At 42.5% G+C, this 15,861-nt stretch carries 14 protein-coding genes, 2 tRNA genes and 2 rRNA genes (1 of these 18 running past the window's edge); 14 read left to right on the top strand and 4 right to left on the bottom strand.

The window, feature by feature from the left end:
- Positions 1–27: 27 nt before the first annotated feature.
- A complete protein-coding gene (locus NPUN_RS22450; RefSeq protein WP_012410774.1) occupies positions 28–1,176 on the bottom strand; it encodes an alanine--glyoxylate aminotransferase family protein in 1,149 nt (382 codons plus the stop codon).
- Between the two features lie 164 nt (positions 1,177–1,340).
- Here NPUN_RS22450 and NPUN_RS22445 point away from each other — a divergent pair, with 164 nt between their 5' ends.
- The 4 genes from NPUN_RS22445 (at position 1,341) to NPUN_RS22430 (ending at position 3,868) form a co-directional block, all read left to right on the top strand.
- Positions 1,341–1,751 (top strand): DUF1499 domain-containing protein, encoded by a 411-nt coding sequence (locus tag NPUN_RS22445; RefSeq protein ID WP_012410773.1) that lies wholly within the window; start codon positions 1,341–1,343, stop codon positions 1,749–1,751.
- A 334-nt stretch (positions 1,752–2,085) separates the two neighbouring features.
- A complete protein-coding gene (locus NPUN_RS22440) occupies positions 2,086–2,754 on the top strand; it encodes a DUF1345 domain-containing protein (RefSeq protein ID WP_041565561.1) in 669 nt (222 codons plus the stop codon).
- Positions 2,755–2,867: 113 nt separating this feature from the next.
- Entirely contained in the window at positions 2,868–3,113 is a 246-nt protein-coding gene (locus NPUN_RS22435) for a ChaB family protein (RefSeq protein WP_012410771.1), read from the top strand.
- Between the two features lie 179 nt (positions 3,114–3,292).
- Positions 3,293–3,868: a GNAT family N-acetyltransferase gene (locus tag NPUN_RS22430; RefSeq protein WP_012410770.1), complete on the top strand. Its 576-nt coding sequence runs from the start codon at positions 3,293–3,295 to the stop codon at positions 3,866–3,868.
- 97 nt (positions 3,869–3,965) lie between these two features.
- Here the strand turns inward: NPUN_RS22430 and NPUN_RS42075 are convergent, their stop codons facing one another.
- Positions 3,966–4,133 carry a hypothetical protein gene (locus NPUN_RS42075; protein ID WP_012410769.1) on the bottom strand — a complete coding sequence of 56 codons (168 nt, stop codon included), beginning with the start codon at positions 4,131–4,133 and terminating at the stop codon, positions 3,966–3,968.
- Between the two features lie 160 nt (positions 4,134–4,293).
- Positions 4,294–6,711 carry an ATP-dependent helicase gene (locus tag NPUN_RS22425; protein WP_012410768.1) on the bottom strand — a complete coding sequence of 806 codons (2,418 nt, stop codon included), beginning with the start codon at positions 6,709–6,711 and terminating at the stop codon, positions 4,294–4,296.
- Positions 6,712–6,834: 123 nt separating this feature from the next.
- Here NPUN_RS22425 and NPUN_RS22420 point away from each other — a divergent pair, with 123 nt between their 5' ends.
- Positions 6,835–8,061, top strand: coding sequence for an AAA family ATPase (locus NPUN_RS22420; protein WP_012410767.1), 1,227 nt, complete (start codon positions 6,835–6,837; stop codon positions 8,059–8,061).
- A gap of 56 nt (positions 8,062–8,117) precedes the next feature.
- Here the strand turns inward: NPUN_RS22420 and NPUN_RS22415 are convergent, their stop codons facing one another.
- The gene (locus tag NPUN_RS22415; RefSeq protein WP_012410766.1) at positions 8,118–9,206 is read right to left on the bottom strand and encodes a RuBisCO accumulation factor 1; all 1,089 of its coding nucleotides are present in this window, start codon (positions 9,204–9,206) and stop codon (positions 8,118–8,120) included.
- 276 nt (positions 9,207–9,482) lie between these two features.
- Here NPUN_RS22415 and NPUN_RS22410 point away from each other — a divergent pair, with 276 nt between their 5' ends.
- The 9 genes from NPUN_RS22410 to NPUN_RS22375 all read left to right on the top strand — a co-directional run.
- A complete protein-coding gene (locus NPUN_RS22410) occupies positions 9,483–9,725 on the top strand; it encodes a hypothetical protein (protein WP_012410765.1) in 243 nt (80 codons plus the stop codon).
- 111 nt (positions 9,726–9,836) lie between these two features.
- The gene (locus NPUN_RS22405; RefSeq protein ID WP_012410764.1) at positions 9,837–10,793 is read left to right on the top strand and encodes a response regulator; all 957 of its coding nucleotides are present in this window, start codon (positions 9,837–9,839) and stop codon (positions 10,791–10,793) included.
- Positions 10,794–10,862: 69 nt separating this feature from the next.
- Complete coding sequence (gene ubiE / locus NPUN_RS22400) at positions 10,863–11,555, top strand: bifunctional demethylmenaquinone methyltransferase/2-methoxy-6-polyprenyl-1,4-benzoquinol methylase UbiE (protein ID WP_012410763.1); 693 nt, start codon at positions 10,863–10,865, stop codon at positions 11,553–11,555.
- A 271-nt stretch (positions 11,556–11,826) separates the two neighbouring features.
- Positions 11,827–13,062: a DUF445 domain-containing protein gene (locus NPUN_RS22395; RefSeq protein ID WP_012410762.1), complete on the top strand. Its 1,236-nt coding sequence runs from the start codon at positions 11,827–11,829 to the stop codon at positions 13,060–13,062.
- A 136-nt stretch (positions 13,063–13,198) separates the two neighbouring features.
- Positions 13,199–13,339, top strand: coding sequence for a hypothetical protein (locus tag NPUN_RS43545; RefSeq protein WP_234711173.1), 141 nt, complete (start codon positions 13,199–13,201; stop codon positions 13,337–13,339).
- A gap of 405 nt (positions 13,340–13,744) precedes the next feature.
- A 16S ribosomal RNA gene (locus NPUN_RS22390) occupies positions 13,745–15,233 on the top strand.
- Between the two features lie 131 nt (positions 15,234–15,364).
- Positions 15,365–15,438 (top strand) — tRNA-Ile (locus NPUN_RS22385).
- Positions 15,439–15,520: 82 nt separating this feature from the next.
- Positions 15,521–15,593, top strand: a tRNA-Ala gene (locus tag NPUN_RS22380).
- Positions 15,594–15,853: 260 nt separating this feature from the next.
- Positions 15,854–15,861, top strand: a 23S ribosomal RNA gene (locus NPUN_RS22375); it runs 2,882 nt beyond the window's last position.
- The 16S and 23S rRNA genes sit together here with 2 tRNA genes alongside, the layout of an rRNA operon.

The raw sequence follows: 15,861 nt of genomic DNA, 5'->3' as shown, positions 1-15,861 counted from the left end.
TGTTAACGCACTATTTTCAACAGGAAACTACTTAGGCAAAACCTGCCGCAGTGCTGCTAAAAGTTGGTCAACACTTTCCTTTCGACTATTAAAGCCCATCAATCCCACGCGCCAGACAAGACCTGCTAGTTCGCCAAGACCACCGCCAATTTCAATATTATGTTCATTGAGTAACTGCCGTGCGATCGCTTTCCCATCTACTCCTGCTGGAATGCGGACGGTAGTAAGTGTTGGTAGTCTATACTCCTGCTCAACGTGCATACTCAGTCCTAAATTCTCTAACCCTTCCCAGAGATACTCTACGTTTTTTTGATGCCTCTGCCAGGAGTTTGCTAATCCCTCTTCTGCAAGCAAACGTAATGCTTCCCGCAAGGCATAATATAAATTAATCGGTGCTGTATGGTGATAGGTGCGTTCAGCGCCCCAATACTTACCCAGTAACAACATATCCAAATACCAGTTTGCAACCTTACTTTGGCGCTGTTGCAATTTCTCAACTGCACGCGCACTCATCGTCAAAGGCGAAGCACCAGGCGGACAACTTAACCCTTTTTGGCTACAACTATAAGCTAAGTCAACTCCCCAAGCATCCAAAAATAAGGGAACACCACCCAAACTGGTTACAGTATCCACCAGCAGCAAAGTGCCAAATTCACGGCACAAATCAGCAACTCCTTCTAATGGTTGCCGTGCGCCGGTGGAAGTTTCGGCATGAACTAGAGCCAAAATAGCCGGACGATGAGTTTCTAGAGCTGTTTTGAGTTCATCTAGATTGAAGACTTGTCCCCAAGGCTTGGTAATGCTTCGGACATCAGCACCATAACGTCCAGCCATATCTACGAGGCGATTACCAAAGTAACCAGCCACACCAATCAAAACTATATCACCAGGTTCAACAGCATTAGCGATCGTTGCTTCCATTGCGGCTGTTCCCGTACCACTGACTGCAATGGTGAGTGGGTTTTCTGTTTGCCATACGTAGCGTAGCAACGACTGAATTTCATCCATGAGGGCGAGAAAAGCTGGGTCAAGATGCCCAACGGGTGAGGTATTCATCGCTTGGAGAACTGTGGGATGGGCATTGGATGGCCCAGGCCCTAACAGTAGGCGGGATGGGATTTCTAGCGGTGTGAGTTGCAAACGCCCAGAGTCGTTGATTGAAATTGTTTGCGTCATAATCTGTCTTCGCCTAGACGATACTTACCGGATCATAGAGCGAACGCATCACTGATGTTTTAAGGAATCTGTCATTTGCCAGAAGATGCGATCGCCGCAAAGCATTACAGTGGTTCAAGTAAATGTGTGAGAGTATAGTTCTTTACTTACCTGGAGACGTAATTATGGTTTTTGCTGGCAAACGACCGAATAATTTAGGTGTTAGCAACGGTAAATTAGCATCCTGCCCTAACTCTCCTAACTGTGTTTCCAGTCAGAGTGCAGATGCAGCCCACAAAATTGCACCATTGACTTTTACATCTAGCCCACAAGAAGCGATGCCTGCGGCGGGCTTCGCCTACGCTAATCTTAAAGAGATTATTCTGTCCTTACCAAGAACCAAAATCATTACCGAAAGCCAAGATTATTTATATGCAGAATTTAAAAGTGCTTTACTCGGATTTGTAGATGATGTAGAGTTTTATCTAGACCGAAATGCCAATACGATCCAAGTTCGTTCCGCTTCACGCTTAGGTCAAAGCGATTTGGGTGTTAATCGTCAACGAATAGAGACGATTAGAGCCAAGTTGAAATAATTCGTAATGGGCTACGCCCCGCTACGCTAACGTAATTAGTTGAGTACTATAGAGCTTCTCGTTTGGGTGCAATAAATTTTAACCTATCTTCTAAAAGGCTACAGTGTACACACAAGTTGGAAATAGTAGTTTGTCAAGGAATAATTGAGGAGTACATTCTTTGTAGAGACGGCGATTTATCGCGTCTTTCTAACATGTCAGTCTTTCAGACGCGATAAATCGCGTCTCTACATGAGGGCTTTCTGGATCTTACTTGTGTTTACACCGTAGCCTTTTAAGAAAGATTACAAATTAATTAAATCTAATTTGGATAACATCTGCGATCGCAATATTTGTGAAACTTAACTTATTTAAAAACTTTGACCCTCGACCCAGACTGATAATTGCTGTTGCACTCGCTGTATTAATTTCAGTAATACTTCCACGTTGGCTGCACTTACCAACTCGCATTCTCTGCGTTTGGAACTTTGGTGCTGACTTTTTCTTAGCCGTAACTTGGTGGAAAATGATCGAGGCTAGCCCAGAAAAAATTCGCCGTTATGCTGAGAATGAATATGAAGGACATTTAGCTATATTCATGCTGGTGATAGCTGCGGCTTGTGCTAGTGTTTTAGCGATCGGGTTTTTACTAACTGATAAAAAAGGGCTATCAGCAACTCTGCTTACCCTACATGTCATACTTTCAATTATGACCATTGTCGGTTCCTGGCTATTAGTGCATACGATGTTTGCAGTGCAATATGCACACAGCTATTACAAATATATTAATCGTAATCACAGTGAAGAAATTACCGCAGGTTTAGATTTTCCTAATAACGACTATCCAGACTATTGGGAATTTTTATATTATTCATTTGTAATTGGCATGACAAGTCAAGTTTCAGATGTGGAGACGAGATCGCGCGAGATGAGGCGCTTGACTCTGTTACATAGCATATTATCCTTCTTTTTCAATACCACCATTTTAGCCATGAGTATCAATATCATTGCATCGCTGATTTAAAATTGCCTAACTCAGCCAAAAGTATGATTGTTTACTTCTATTCTTCTAGAAAGAGGAAATTATACTGCTAGTTTTTTAGTATGAACTAAGTTGAAATAATTGGAGATAAGTTTATGGCTGATAAAACAATAAATGAATTGCCTGGTGAAATTAGAGAACAGTTGCCCGAACACGCACAGCAGATTTTTCTAGCTGCATTTAATGCTGCTCAAAGTAATGGTTCAAATGAAGAGGGTGCGCGTGAAATTGCTTGGAATAGTGTGAAGAATGAATACGAACCAGGCAGCGATGGCAAATGGCAGAGAAAGGCTGAAGACACTGCTATACATAATAAAGCTGTTACGTCTGGTGGTAATTGAGTAAATTTAAGCTCGCCATAAGTATCTTTTGGTAGAGATAAGGCAAAATTTCAAGGGAATTCCATTTTTACAAAGCAGGTATGGAATTCCCTTTTGCTTTTTCATAATTTTTACAAAATAATCAACATTTTGAACAAACTATAATTATTTAAATACGGCCTAGAAAATCTACACAGGATATGTTAATTCAACAAGACGAAATAACTATTCGTCTAATGCAGGATGAAATGCATGATTATAAGTTGATGGCAAAATGGTTAACTGATGAACAAGTTTTAAAATTTTACGAAGGAAGAGATAATCTTTTTGATTTAGAAAGAATTATAGAAACGTACAAACCTGCGATCGAGGGAAATGATCCGGTTGTTCCGTGTTTATTCTACTATCAAAATATTTCCATTGGTTATTTGCAGTATTGTGCGCTCAATGACTTATCCCAAACTGACAGGCAATTGTATTACCTCGAACAAACTGATTATGTCTATGGAATTGACTTGTTCATAGGTGAAACCGACTATTGGAATAAAGGAATTGGTACAAAAATTTTGTCAGCAATTATCACCTATCTTTTTGAACATCTGCAAGCTCATAAAATTGTCATAGACCCGCACCTTGGCAATCCTCGCGCCATTCGCTGCTATGAAAAATGTGGTTTTGTGAAATTAAAGTTATTGCCAGCCCATGAACTCCATGAAGGGAAATACTCAGATTGTTGGCTTATGGCAATAGACCGAAAAAATCCGTTACACCCCTAATTTACAATGTTTTCTTAGTTAATGCCCGATCGGATACCGAGAGTTGCACAGAAGCCAAAATCATAACTGGAAGTTGGCATAAGGCTATGTCACTACATTAACTCGCGTGTTCCCAATCACTAAGTAATTCATGCTGTTGTGCTGTTTTCTTGCATTGGCGGAATGGTACTTTAGGGCTACCAATATTCATGCCAGGAAAAGACTGTTTTTTCGTTTTGCTGGGTCTATTTTCTAGTGTCGTGGAACTGATTTGTTGGGTTTTCATTGATAAATAAATTTCCTATTAAAAGCTGAACACCAATGTATAACACCAATTTTCAAATGGCAAATTCCACAAGAGGTAATTTATTTTATACAGATATTCTGGGATTTGCGATCGCTAGTAACTATAAATTCCTGCAATTTCTTAAAAATTTTGATCGCCCTTATTTACCCATTACCGCTAAATTCGCCACACATTCAGAAAATTGGCGCTTTAATGCTGGGAATACTGGGCAAGGCGCTTGTTCTTGTAAATTCTCTGGTTTACTCCAAGTAAAAGGGGCTTTCTGCGCTGCTGACATCCATACCAGACGCTTGGCCCGTGTCATTGCAACGTAGAGTAAACGGTATTCCTCTGATATTTTCAAATGCTTTGCTTGTTCCCATGCTTGCGTAACATCTGGTATGGTGGATTCTCCGTGGAGAGCAGCACGAATTTGGGCGCGGGCTACTTCTGATAAGGTAAAATCACCTAAAAACTGGCTTTGGGGAGGAACCCAAAATCTACCAGGAATCAAGTTTTCGTGGAGAAAGGGAAGAAATACATAGTCCCAATCTAGCCCTTTGGCTTTGTGCATGGTAATAATGGTCAGTTGACCGCGACGAGTGTAACGTTCTTCCGAATCTTCGGTTTCCACTGGTTCAAACCGTTCGGAACTGACGATTTCACTTAAAGCTGACAGCATTCCCCTCATTGAACTATTGCCAGCTATCTGCTGGTTTACCCGTTCTGCAAGTTTGTCAGCAGTTGCTAATTCTGCCTGGTCATAATTTAAAGTCAAGGCAAGAAAGGAAATTAGCTGGTACAGGGGCAATTCCAAGCGGGCGCGAAGTAAATTGCGACATAAGCGTGCAGCCTTTTGGACTGTTTCTGCCTGGGGTGCTGCTAGAGGGCCAGGATACAAAAATTCTTCTGGTAGACTTGCAAGGGCGTTGAGGTCTTGAGTAGGAATTAACTGGCGCTGTACTAATGCTTCTAAGGCAGCTTTCAGGTAATCGGGGGAGTGGGGGCGATCGCAAAATTGCAGCAATGCTAAAATCTCTTGGGGAACATGGGAACGGCGATCGCGTTCTCCCACATCGTAAAGTGTAATATTATGCTCTTTGCACACAGGTGCTAGAGCTTCTGCTAACCATCGTCCTTGGCGATTTTCTCGCACTAAAATCGCTGCACTATTTTGTGTTGGGTCTTCGCCAAATAACTCGATTACTCTTTGAGATAACAATTCAACAGTGTGATGAATGTCACGCGGGGTATAAAGTTCTAATCCCTGTCCGATCGGTGCTGGGTTGGCGTTCTTTTGTGGATCGCCTGTTTCAACAGGGCGAATTGTCTGTAAGCGAAATGGTACTTGTCGGTTTTCAGGAGTCTGTTGTCCGTTATTCGTTTTTGCTAAGGATTGATTATTGATCCATTTTAGGGCAAAGTTAGCAGCTTCAATGATAATTCTAGTACTGCGACCAGCTTGATCCATCGTTGCCAATCGTTCGATGCGATCGCACTCTTCGCAAAAGTGTCGGAAATAAATCGGATCGGCTGGGGTAAAGGTAGAGTTAATTGCTTGGTTTGGGTCGCCAACTCGTACCAAGTTGAGTGAAGAGTGAGGAGTTAGGATTGAGGATTTATCACCTTTGTACCCATCACTCGCCAAAATTTCTAATAACTGCGTCTGTAGTGGGCTAGAATCTTGGGCTTCGTCTTCAAAGACGGCGAAAACTTGGTTTTGCTCAATGCGACGGGCGCTGTCGTTCTCTAAAACGCGCAGTGCGGCTAAAATCATATCGTCGTAATCGATGAAGTCACGCGATCGCATTAAGTTTTGATATTGCTCATACAATCCCGCTGCTACGCTCAAAATTGTATATTCGTCTGTGGTTTGTTTACTCCACTCCCGCAGTTTTTCTGGCGATATCCCAGAACTTTTTGCTTCATGAATTACCGTATTCGCCAATTCCGGCAATACTTCTGTTCGTAGCACCGATTGACGACGCAACCTTTCTGTCTCTTCTCCGTCAAATTGATGACCTTCTAATAACCGCAAATATATTCCGGGATTATTCGCAATCCATTGTTCTACAGCGCTTCGGATAAAGCGATGACTTTGAGTTGGTGTAATTAATGTGACATTTTCTAACTGCAAACCGGATAAATCCGAATAGCGGCTAGCAATATTTAACGCTAAACCATGTAGAGTATAGACAAAAAATCCTGTCTGGGGTAGAGATAAATCATCTCGTAAGAATTTACGGATCTTCGCTTTAATATTGGCAGCAGCAGAGCGAGTAAAGGTGACGACTACCAAATGACGACGCGAGGATGGACGCGACTGGGCATAACGTTCGTATTGACGCGCGATCGCGATCGCTGCCGCCGCCGCCATCCCAGTAGATTTGCCTGCGCCAGGAACCGCAGAAATAGCCAAAGGGCCAGATCCCCAGTCAGCCATTTGTTGTTGTCCAGGGCGCAGACTATTGCGGATTGCGAGAATCTTCTCCCCCAGGTTAGGAACAGGCGATCGCTCAGACAATTCTGAGTGGAGGGATTCTTGAGCCACAGGAGTAGTAAATTTAGAGTCTGACATATCAAATTTTATATTTGGAAGAATAATTCTTTAAGCAAGAATTCACAATTCAGCCATCTTAATGTTAGATTAGCTTAATTTGATATCTTTCTAAGCTCTAACTAACCAAAAAAATAAATAAACATGAAAATTCAAAAAATAATTACACAAGGTCTTAGCTTATCTAATAATGCTATCTCCTATTATGTTAGTCATGAGCTAGCAGCTATTTATCCTAAAAAAGGATTGCTGGAAAGTAATGATAGTTCTTTCAATTTAGAAAAATACGCTGAGGCAAATCTCTGCAAAATTAAATATGATAATCATATCCATAACCAGATACTTACTGGTTGGAATGGCATGGATAACGAGATTTACAAATATAATGAAAATGCCAGATTTCAAGTTTCATGGCAAGGAAATAAACTTGATGTCGTTTTAATGAGTTGGAATGAAGGTTATTGTAAAACTCGCTATTCTTGGATTTTGGCAGATAGTTCAGAAGTAGCTGAAAAGTTTTTCGCCGCAGTTTGTGAGTGGAACTCAGAAATTCGTGATGAGCTTTTAGTTTTTGAAGATGGTTACTGGGATAAAAACCCCGAACTCTTTCAATCTATTCAAAGCTCAACTTTTGAGAATCTAGTTTTGCATAAAACTCTTAAACAAGATATTCAAGATGATCTAATAAATTTCTTTACCTCCCGCGAAACTTACGCAAATTATAGCGTTCTTTGGAAACGTGGTATTTTGTTTATTGGCTCACCAGGAAATGGAAAAACGCATACAGTGAAAGCGTTGATTAACCAAATGCAGCAGCCTTGCTTATACGTTAAAAGTTTTAAGTCTGAATATGCTACTGATAGCGACAATATCCGTAAAGTATTCAAACAAGCACGGCAATCTGCCCCTTGTGTTTTGGTATTAGAAGATATTGATTCTCTATTAAATGATGAAAACCGCTCTTTCTTTTTAAATGAACTTGATGGCTTTGCTTCTAATGAGGGAATTGTGACTCTTGCAACCACTAATCATCCAGAACGTTTAGATTCAGCAATTAGCGATCGCCCCAGCCGCTTTGATCGGAAATATCATTTTGATCTGCCAGCGTTTCCAGAACGAGAAACTTACATCAGATTGTGGAATGATAAATTAAACAGTGAAATGGGATTATCTGAGCAGGCTGTAAGTCACATAGCTGCATTGACAGAAGGCTTTTCTTTTGCCTACCTCAAAGAATTATTTCTCTCATCAATGATTCGTTGGATAGGAGCGATGGAAACTGGGGGACTAGAGAAAATTATGATTTCTCAAGTTGCGATTTTGCGAGAACAAATGAGCAGCACAATTATTAATGGCAAAGATTTAGAATAGTAAAAGGAAAGTTTATCAGAACAGAATTCAGAATTCTGTTCTAAATTTTTCTTCAATTATTCATCAATCTGCCAGGAATCCTTAGTTAATTCTTCATCCAGAATTTTCTTAGGACGCACAATGATAATAATTTGTCCTAGTAAAGGAATTTCTGGCTCAGTTTCAAACCACTGAAAATCTAATTCACCACCATTTTCAACAACAAAATAGCTAGAGGCATCCCATTCTCGTTTGGCACGATCTACCACAACTACAACGGGCCCCACTTGGCTTTGGGTTTGGATGGGAAAGCGATCGCTATTCGCTAAAATCACAACTGGATCTTCTGCCGCCAACAGCACTTGCCAACCTGGTAATGGAACCCAAGCTTGCTCTCCAGAAAATTTAACCAGACGAAATGGTTCAATTTCTGTCAATATCGGCACAGCTTGCAAATCTTGCCGTGATAATGGCAGCTCACCCACTACGGGTAAAATTCGGGGTAATTGTTCTTCAAATTCCAGGCGGTAAAAGGGTAAAATTGGCGCTGGACGCTGGGGAACGGTAGTAAAATCAGTCAGTAGTTGTTCGATTTTTTGCCTTGCTGCTGGCGTGTGAGCAAAACGTAAACCTTTGGCGATTAGGCGCGATCGCTGTTGTAAATCTGCATTTTGGCGTGCCAGCTTCCAAACTTGGTGAGCAACAGCATCTCCAGGATGGGCAGAAAACCCTTCTGGTAAAGTGCGGTAATAAGAGAACTCTTTAAGTGCTTTTGCTATATCCCGTGCCTCATCAGCATCAACATTGTGGAAGAAGATCAGTTCGGCAGCGGCGGCGCGTTCTTCTTGGGTGAGCAAACGGAGTTCGTATAAAACATCACTGCCGCGTGTGGCATAGTGCGATCGCGTCTCTGCCGATACTCCAGAGTTTTCCAAAGAATTGTAAACTTGAGAACCAACAACTACCTGATTTTGTTGAATTGGCTCAAATCCAGTCGCCTCAAAAATTTCTTGGGGGTTGTAACCGGTTTTTAGCAACGAGGCGATCGCCGTTCCCCATTCCACCCAGTTGCCTTGTTTTTGCCTCAGTCTTCGTAGTAACTCTTGTGCTACATCGTTGGTAGCATTTTCTTCGGGATTCTGAGCGTTGGGTGGTAGATCAGTCATAATCGGGATGCGAGCTTCAACTTGAGAGGATGATTAACACCTCATGAGCAAGTCTTATTCTAATCTATAGAATTACTCAGACCTACTGCCTTGAGTTCAGAAAGAGGCAGTAGGTTGGAATTTTAACCCATCTAATTGCAAACCATTCTACGAGTGGCACTACTCACATCTGTGCGCCGTTGTATCCAAAGGAGATTTGTGAACCTACCTTAATCTATGCAAAACTTTAGCTGAACCCTTATTTTTTTCTTAGGGCAATTCATGTAGACGCAAAGCGTGAGCCGATCGGGTGGACGGGTTCCCCGGTATCAAGGAACTGGCGGTAGCGTACCCCTGCGCGGAAGAAAGCTACAGATAGCACCTCGTTGGGCTATTGCCCCTACCGCATTAGTTTTACGTAAGTCCTATTATGATGAAAATCGCCATAGTTCTGCTGATTTAGTAGGTTCTTCTGGTGTAATATTTCTTAATTCAGATATTTTGGCAAATAAATTTTCTCTGTATAGTTCACTCTTATAGTTTTAAAATATGCAAAATAGCTCCGTATAAACCCTTGACAATTTTTAGCTATTCTCAACTAAGCTTGGTATGGAATATAACAAGATAGTGAATATTTAAAGGAAATTTCTTATGGATAATCCCAGTGTCGAAATTGATAAAGTCCAATATCAAGTAATGACTCTCGAACGGCCGAAAAAGCTGAAAATCTTGGTAGTTGACGATGAGCCAGATAATCTCGATCTCCTTTATCGCACCTTTCGACGCGACTTTAATGTTCTGAAAGCTGATAGTGGAGTGAACGCCCTACAAGTTTTGGCCGCAGAAGGGGAGGTAGCTGTAATTATCTCCGATCAACGGATGCCAGAAATGAAAGGAACTGAATTTCTGAGCAAAACTGTACCTCAGTTTCCCGATACGGTCAGGATAATTCTCACTGGATTTACTGATATTGAAGACTTGGTAGAGGCAATTAATGCTGGACAAGTCTACAAATATATCACCAAGCCTTGGGACCCAGGAGAACTAAAGGCAGTAGTGCAAAGAGCAGCAGAAACCTACGACTTGCTCAAGCAACGTACAGAAGAATTACGCCGCGCTCATGCTCAAATGGCGCTGTTGAGTGTTTTAGTACAGGTAACTCAAGCAGCTTCTAGTTTAGAGGAAACTCTCGCTCTAATCGCCAAGGCTGTGAGTGAGACTTTTGGGACAGAAGGCTGTATTTTACAACTTACAAATGGAAATACTCTGATTGCGACTCAAGGAACTTACAGCGATACAGGTAAAATAGAGAATTGGCTATCTCAAGACCCATTAACAACGCAAGCGATCGCCACTGGGCAAATGCAAGTTTCTTTAAATGTACCTAAAGACACTAAACTAATTGATGCTACTCACTATCAAAATACTGGTGTGCAAGCACATTTAGTTATCCCAATTAGCTACCATAATGAACTTTTGGGCGTATTATCGCTACAGTGGAAACAACCTTGCACTTTGCGGGAAGATGAATTAATGCTAATTAATTTATCAGCACAACTGGTAGCGATCGCTCTGACTAGCAGTGGATACCATCAAACCATTGTGTAGTTGTTATTAGTCATTAGTCATTTGTCAATAACCAATGACTAATGCCCCATACCCAATGCCCCATACCCAATGACTAACGAAGTTCAATCCATTTTTAACCGTATTGCTCCAGTTTATGACCAATTGAACGATTGGTTGAGTTTGGGACAGCATCGAATTTGGAAGGAAATGGCAGTTAAATGGAGTGCGGCTAAATCGGGTAATACTGCATTAGATTTGTGCTGCGGTAGTGGCGATCTAGCCTTACGTTTGGCAAGGCGCGTGGGAGCTACAGGATATGTATATGGAGTGGATTTTTCCTGCAACCTGCTAGAAACAGCTAAAGAACGTTCCCAAAAGCAGTACCCTCAACCGGCGATCGCCTGGGTAGAAGCAGATGTACTAAATTTACCCTTTGACGACAACCAATTTGATGCCGCAACAATGGGCTATGGTTTAAGGAATGTTAAAGATATTCCTCGCAGTCTCCAAGAGTTACACCGTGTTTTGAAACCGGGTGCTAAAGCTGCAATTTTGGACTTTCATCGACCGAGCAATCCTCAGTTACGTGCCTTTCAGCAATTGTATTTGAATAGTTTCGTGGTGCCAGTTGCCAATTATTTAGGGTTAAAAGAAGAATATGCTTACATCAGTCCCAGCTTAGACCGCTTTCCTATAGGCAAAGAGCAAATAGAGTTAGCGCGTCAAGTTGGTTTTGCTGTTGCCACACACTACCCCATTGCGAACGGTATGATGGGAGTGCTGGTAGTCAGCAAATTTTAGATTTTAGATTTGGGATAGCGTGGCGTAAAGCCTTCTCTTCTCTTTCAGAGACGCTAACGCGAACGAGAGGCTTTGCCAATAGCATAGCTTCGCTTAAAGCGAGTCTGAGAACATCTTTTGGATTGGGGACTGCGGAATAGGTAATGGCTAATGGAAAATCGTTACTAGTTAGTAGAAAAACAACTCATAACTAATAACCGCCAATTACCAATCCCCAATCCCTAATTTCTAATCTAGAATTCAAAATCCAAAATCCAAAATCCAAAATCCTGTGGACTGGTCTCATCTTTGGCTTTATGTGTCTCCCCCGGTACTGGGTGGAATTATTGGCTATTTTACAAATGATATAGCCATCAAAATGTTGTTCCGTCCTTACCAAGCAATTTACATTGCTGGACGAAGAGTACCCTTCACGCCTGGCTTGATTCCCCGCAACCAGGAACGTCTAGCTTTGAACATTTCCAAGACCATTATGGGGTCACTGTTGACACCACAAGAATTGCAAAATTTGGCCCGACGTTTGTTGCAAACAGAACGCGTACAAGCAGCAATTCTCTGGTTGTTGCGGTTGGCGATTGAACAAATCAACACAGAAAAAAACGAGAAAAGTGCCAAAATTGTGGCGGGAATTTTGCGGGATTTGCTAGGGGAATCCTTACCTCGGTTACTCAAAGTTTTAGCGCGACGTGAAGACTTTTTAGAAGCACAGATCAATCAAATTTTTGACCAGATACTGCTGGAATTTCAACTGAGTGAAGAACAAGCGACAAGGCTTGCTGATTGGTTGTTAGAAGTAGTTTTACCACCGGATATGCTGCGCCAAGCGATAGTTGATTTTTTGACCGATCGCACCATTCAAATTATTGATGAAGGGTTCCGTGAAAAAACCAGTGGTACTTATTGGGTAGTAGCAAATTTGTTTGGCTTACGTAATACTCTTACACGGCTACGAACTTTTTGCTTAGATGAGAAAGAAGCTACCAATAATCGCTTGCAGGAATTGACTCAAGATTTGCAAATACGCGAGCGCATTAGGAAATTCCTGCAAAATTTATCATTACAAAATTTGCCAATGGGTACGGTGCGACAACTACGAAAGACTACCCGCGAAAGTGTCCGCCATTATTTGCAAAATAGTGGCAGCGATTTTTTACAAGGATTAACTGATTCTGTTGATTGGGAAAATATTGCTGTAGTGCTACTGAATCGTCTTAGTACTTCATCGGTTGTCAGTACTTCTTTAGAAGTGATGAGTCAAGAGTTGGCTCTAATTTTAGACAAGTATTTGGAAAAAGATTTAGAAATAATTGTGGCACAGGCGATTCCGATTTTATCCATAGATCAAGTGATAGTTGACCGGGTGAAATCAACTTCACCTGCTGATTTAGAAGCTGCTATCGAGGGAATTGTCAAAAATGAATTGCAAGCCATTGTGACTTTAGGTGGTGTTTTAGGTTTTGTTATCGGCTTATTGCAGACAGTATTTTTAGTATTAAGTCAATATTAATTTTTTGTCAGATAATAGCTGTAAGTTGCCCAAATTCTGAAATGAGTGAAATTGAGCGATGCCTTTTGGCAAGAGATATGAGTTATCAATACTCAAGCAAATTGCCTAGCAAACGTATAAATTTTAGCCATAGAACTTGTGCGGCAATGTAAGTACAGTATGGATGCGATCGCTGTGTACAGAGCTTTTTCAAAAATCAAACAGCAATCCTAATACTCCAGCAACTATCTACAACTATATATATTTAGATGCACCACCGACATTACTACAACATTAGGTATATAAATATCGTAGGGCTGGGCGATGAGACAACCGCGCGTGCCCCAGAAGTGATGCAATAAACTTATTACCGATTGAAAATTCAAGCTTCCCCCTTTGTGACTGAAGACAATGCATAAACCATTGTTGCCTAGAAGCCGTGGGTGTGGGGAGTTTCAGGGGACAAAGAAACGGTCCAAAAGAATTTTGGAAAAATAGTTGACACAAGGAGAAGTGTTCGCTATATTGAATAAGTGCCTGAAGCGGAGAGCTTAAAAGCGACCTGCAAAAAGGGATACCGAACCTTGAAAATATTATAGTTTGAAAGCAATTATACAGCAAGTGTATTGCGTCAAGAAAATAAAGATAACTAAGCTGAAGTTAAAAAAGAGCAGCTAAATTGAGCTATAAAGCTTTCCAATTCAAAACGGAGAGTTTGATCCTGGCTCAGGATGAACGCTGGCGGTATGCTTAACACATGCAAGTCGAACGGTGTCTTCGGACACAGTGGCGGACGGGTGAGTAACGCGTGAGAATCTGGCTCTAGGTCTGGGACAACCACTGGAAACGGTGGCTAATACCGGATGTGCCGAGAGGTGAAAGGTTAACTGCCTAGAGATGAGCTCGCGTCTGATTAGCTAGTAGGTAGTGTAATGGACTACCTAGGCGACGATCAGTAGCTGGTCTGAGAGGACGATCAGCCACACTGGGACTGAGACACGGCCCAGACTCCTACGGGAGGCAGCAGTGGGGAATTTTCCGCAATGGGCGAAAGCCTGACGGAGCAATACCGCGTGAGGGAGGAAGGCTCTTGGGTCGTAAACCTCTTTTCTCAGGGAAGAACACAATGACGGTACCTGAGGAATAAGCATCGGCTAACTCCGTGCCAGCAGCCGCGGTAATACGGAGGATGCAAGCGTTATCCGGAATGATTGGGCGTAAAGCGTCCGCAGGTGGCAATGTAAGTCTGCTGTTAAAGAGTCTAGCTCAACTAGATACAAGCAGTGGAAACTACATAGCTAGAGTACGTTCGGGGCAGAGGGAATTCCTGGTGTAGCGGTGAAATGCGTAGAGATCAGGAAGAACACCGGTGGCGAAGGCGCTCTGCTAGGCCGTAACTGACACTGAGGGACGAAAGCTAGGGGAGCGAATGGGATTAGATACCCCAGTAGTCCTAGCCGTAAACGATGGATACTAGGCGTGGCTTGTATCGACCCGAGCCGTGCCGTAGCTAACGCGTTAAGTATCCCGCCTGGGGAGTACGCCGGCAACGGTGAAACTCAAAGGAATTGACGGGGGCCCGCACAAGCGGTGGAGTATGTGGTTTAATTCGATGCAACGCGAAGAACCTTACCAAGGCTTGACATGTCGCGAATCCTGGTGAAAGCCGGGAGTGCCTTCGGGAGCGCGAACACAGGTGGTGCATGGCTGTCGTCAGCTCGTGTCGTGAGATGTTGGGTTAAGTCCCGCAACGAGCGCAACCCTCGTTTTTAGTTGCCAGCATTAAGTTGGGCACTCTAGAGAGACTGCCGGTGACAAACCGGAGGAAGGTGGGGATGACGTCAAGTCAGCATGCCCCTTACGCCTTGGGCTACACACGTACTACAATGCTCCGGACAGAGGGCAGCAAGCATGCGAATGCAAGCAAATCCCGTAAACCGGAGCTCAGTTCAGATCGCAGGCTGCAACTCGCCTGCGTGAAGGAGGAATCGCTAGTAATTGCAGGTCAGCATACTGCAGTGAATTCGTTCCCGGGCCTTGTACACACCGCCCGTCACACCATGGAAGCTGGTAGTGCCCGAAGTCATTACTCCAACCTTTCGGGGAGGAGGATGCCTAAGGCAGGACTGGTGACTGGGGTGAAGTCGTAACAAGGTAGCCGTACCGGAAGGTGTGGCTGGATCACCTCCTTTTTAGGGAGACCTATACCCTTTACATATCGAAAAACACACAGTTAAATAGATAGTAAGTTGGTCTAACTTAGGTCGGTCGCAGACATGTGCAAAATGTAAAAAGCTTTCAAACTATGATTTGGTTCTTTTAGGGGCTATTAGCTCAGGTGGTTAGAGCGCACCCTTGATAAGGGTGAGGTCCCTGGTTCGAGTCCAGGATGGCCCACTTGAATCAATTAAAAATGCAAAATTAAAAATGAAAATGAAATAAATTTTTAATTTTTAATTATCAATTTTTAATTGTATCTGGGGGTTTAGCTCAGTTGGTAGAGCGCCTGCTTTGCAAGCAGGATGTCAGCGGTTCGAGTCCGCTAACCTCCACCTGTGGTGATTGCCATTGATAAAATATATTGAGAGTTCAGCAACATGACATGACTTTAGTGTCAGACTGCTGAGTTGTATCTCAGCCAGAACCTTGAAAACTGCATAGAAACGCGAAATTAGCAGGCAGACACAGACATTCTTAGTACTGAGTGCCTCGACTTAGAGTACTGAGTAAAATCAGTGCAAAGTGATGAGGTAAGCAGAACTAACTATTTGTTTTTGTGAATGCAAATTGTGAAACACCAAATGAATTGAGTGGTCAAGC

It is taken from the genome of Nostoc punctiforme PCC 73102 (genome assembly GCF_000020025.1).
Lineage (GTDB): Bacteria > Cyanobacteriota > Cyanobacteriia > Cyanobacteriales > Nostocaceae > Nostoc > Nostoc punctiforme.
Note: the sequence above shows the minus strand (reverse complement) of the source record. Positions and strands in the feature narration are given on the sequence as shown.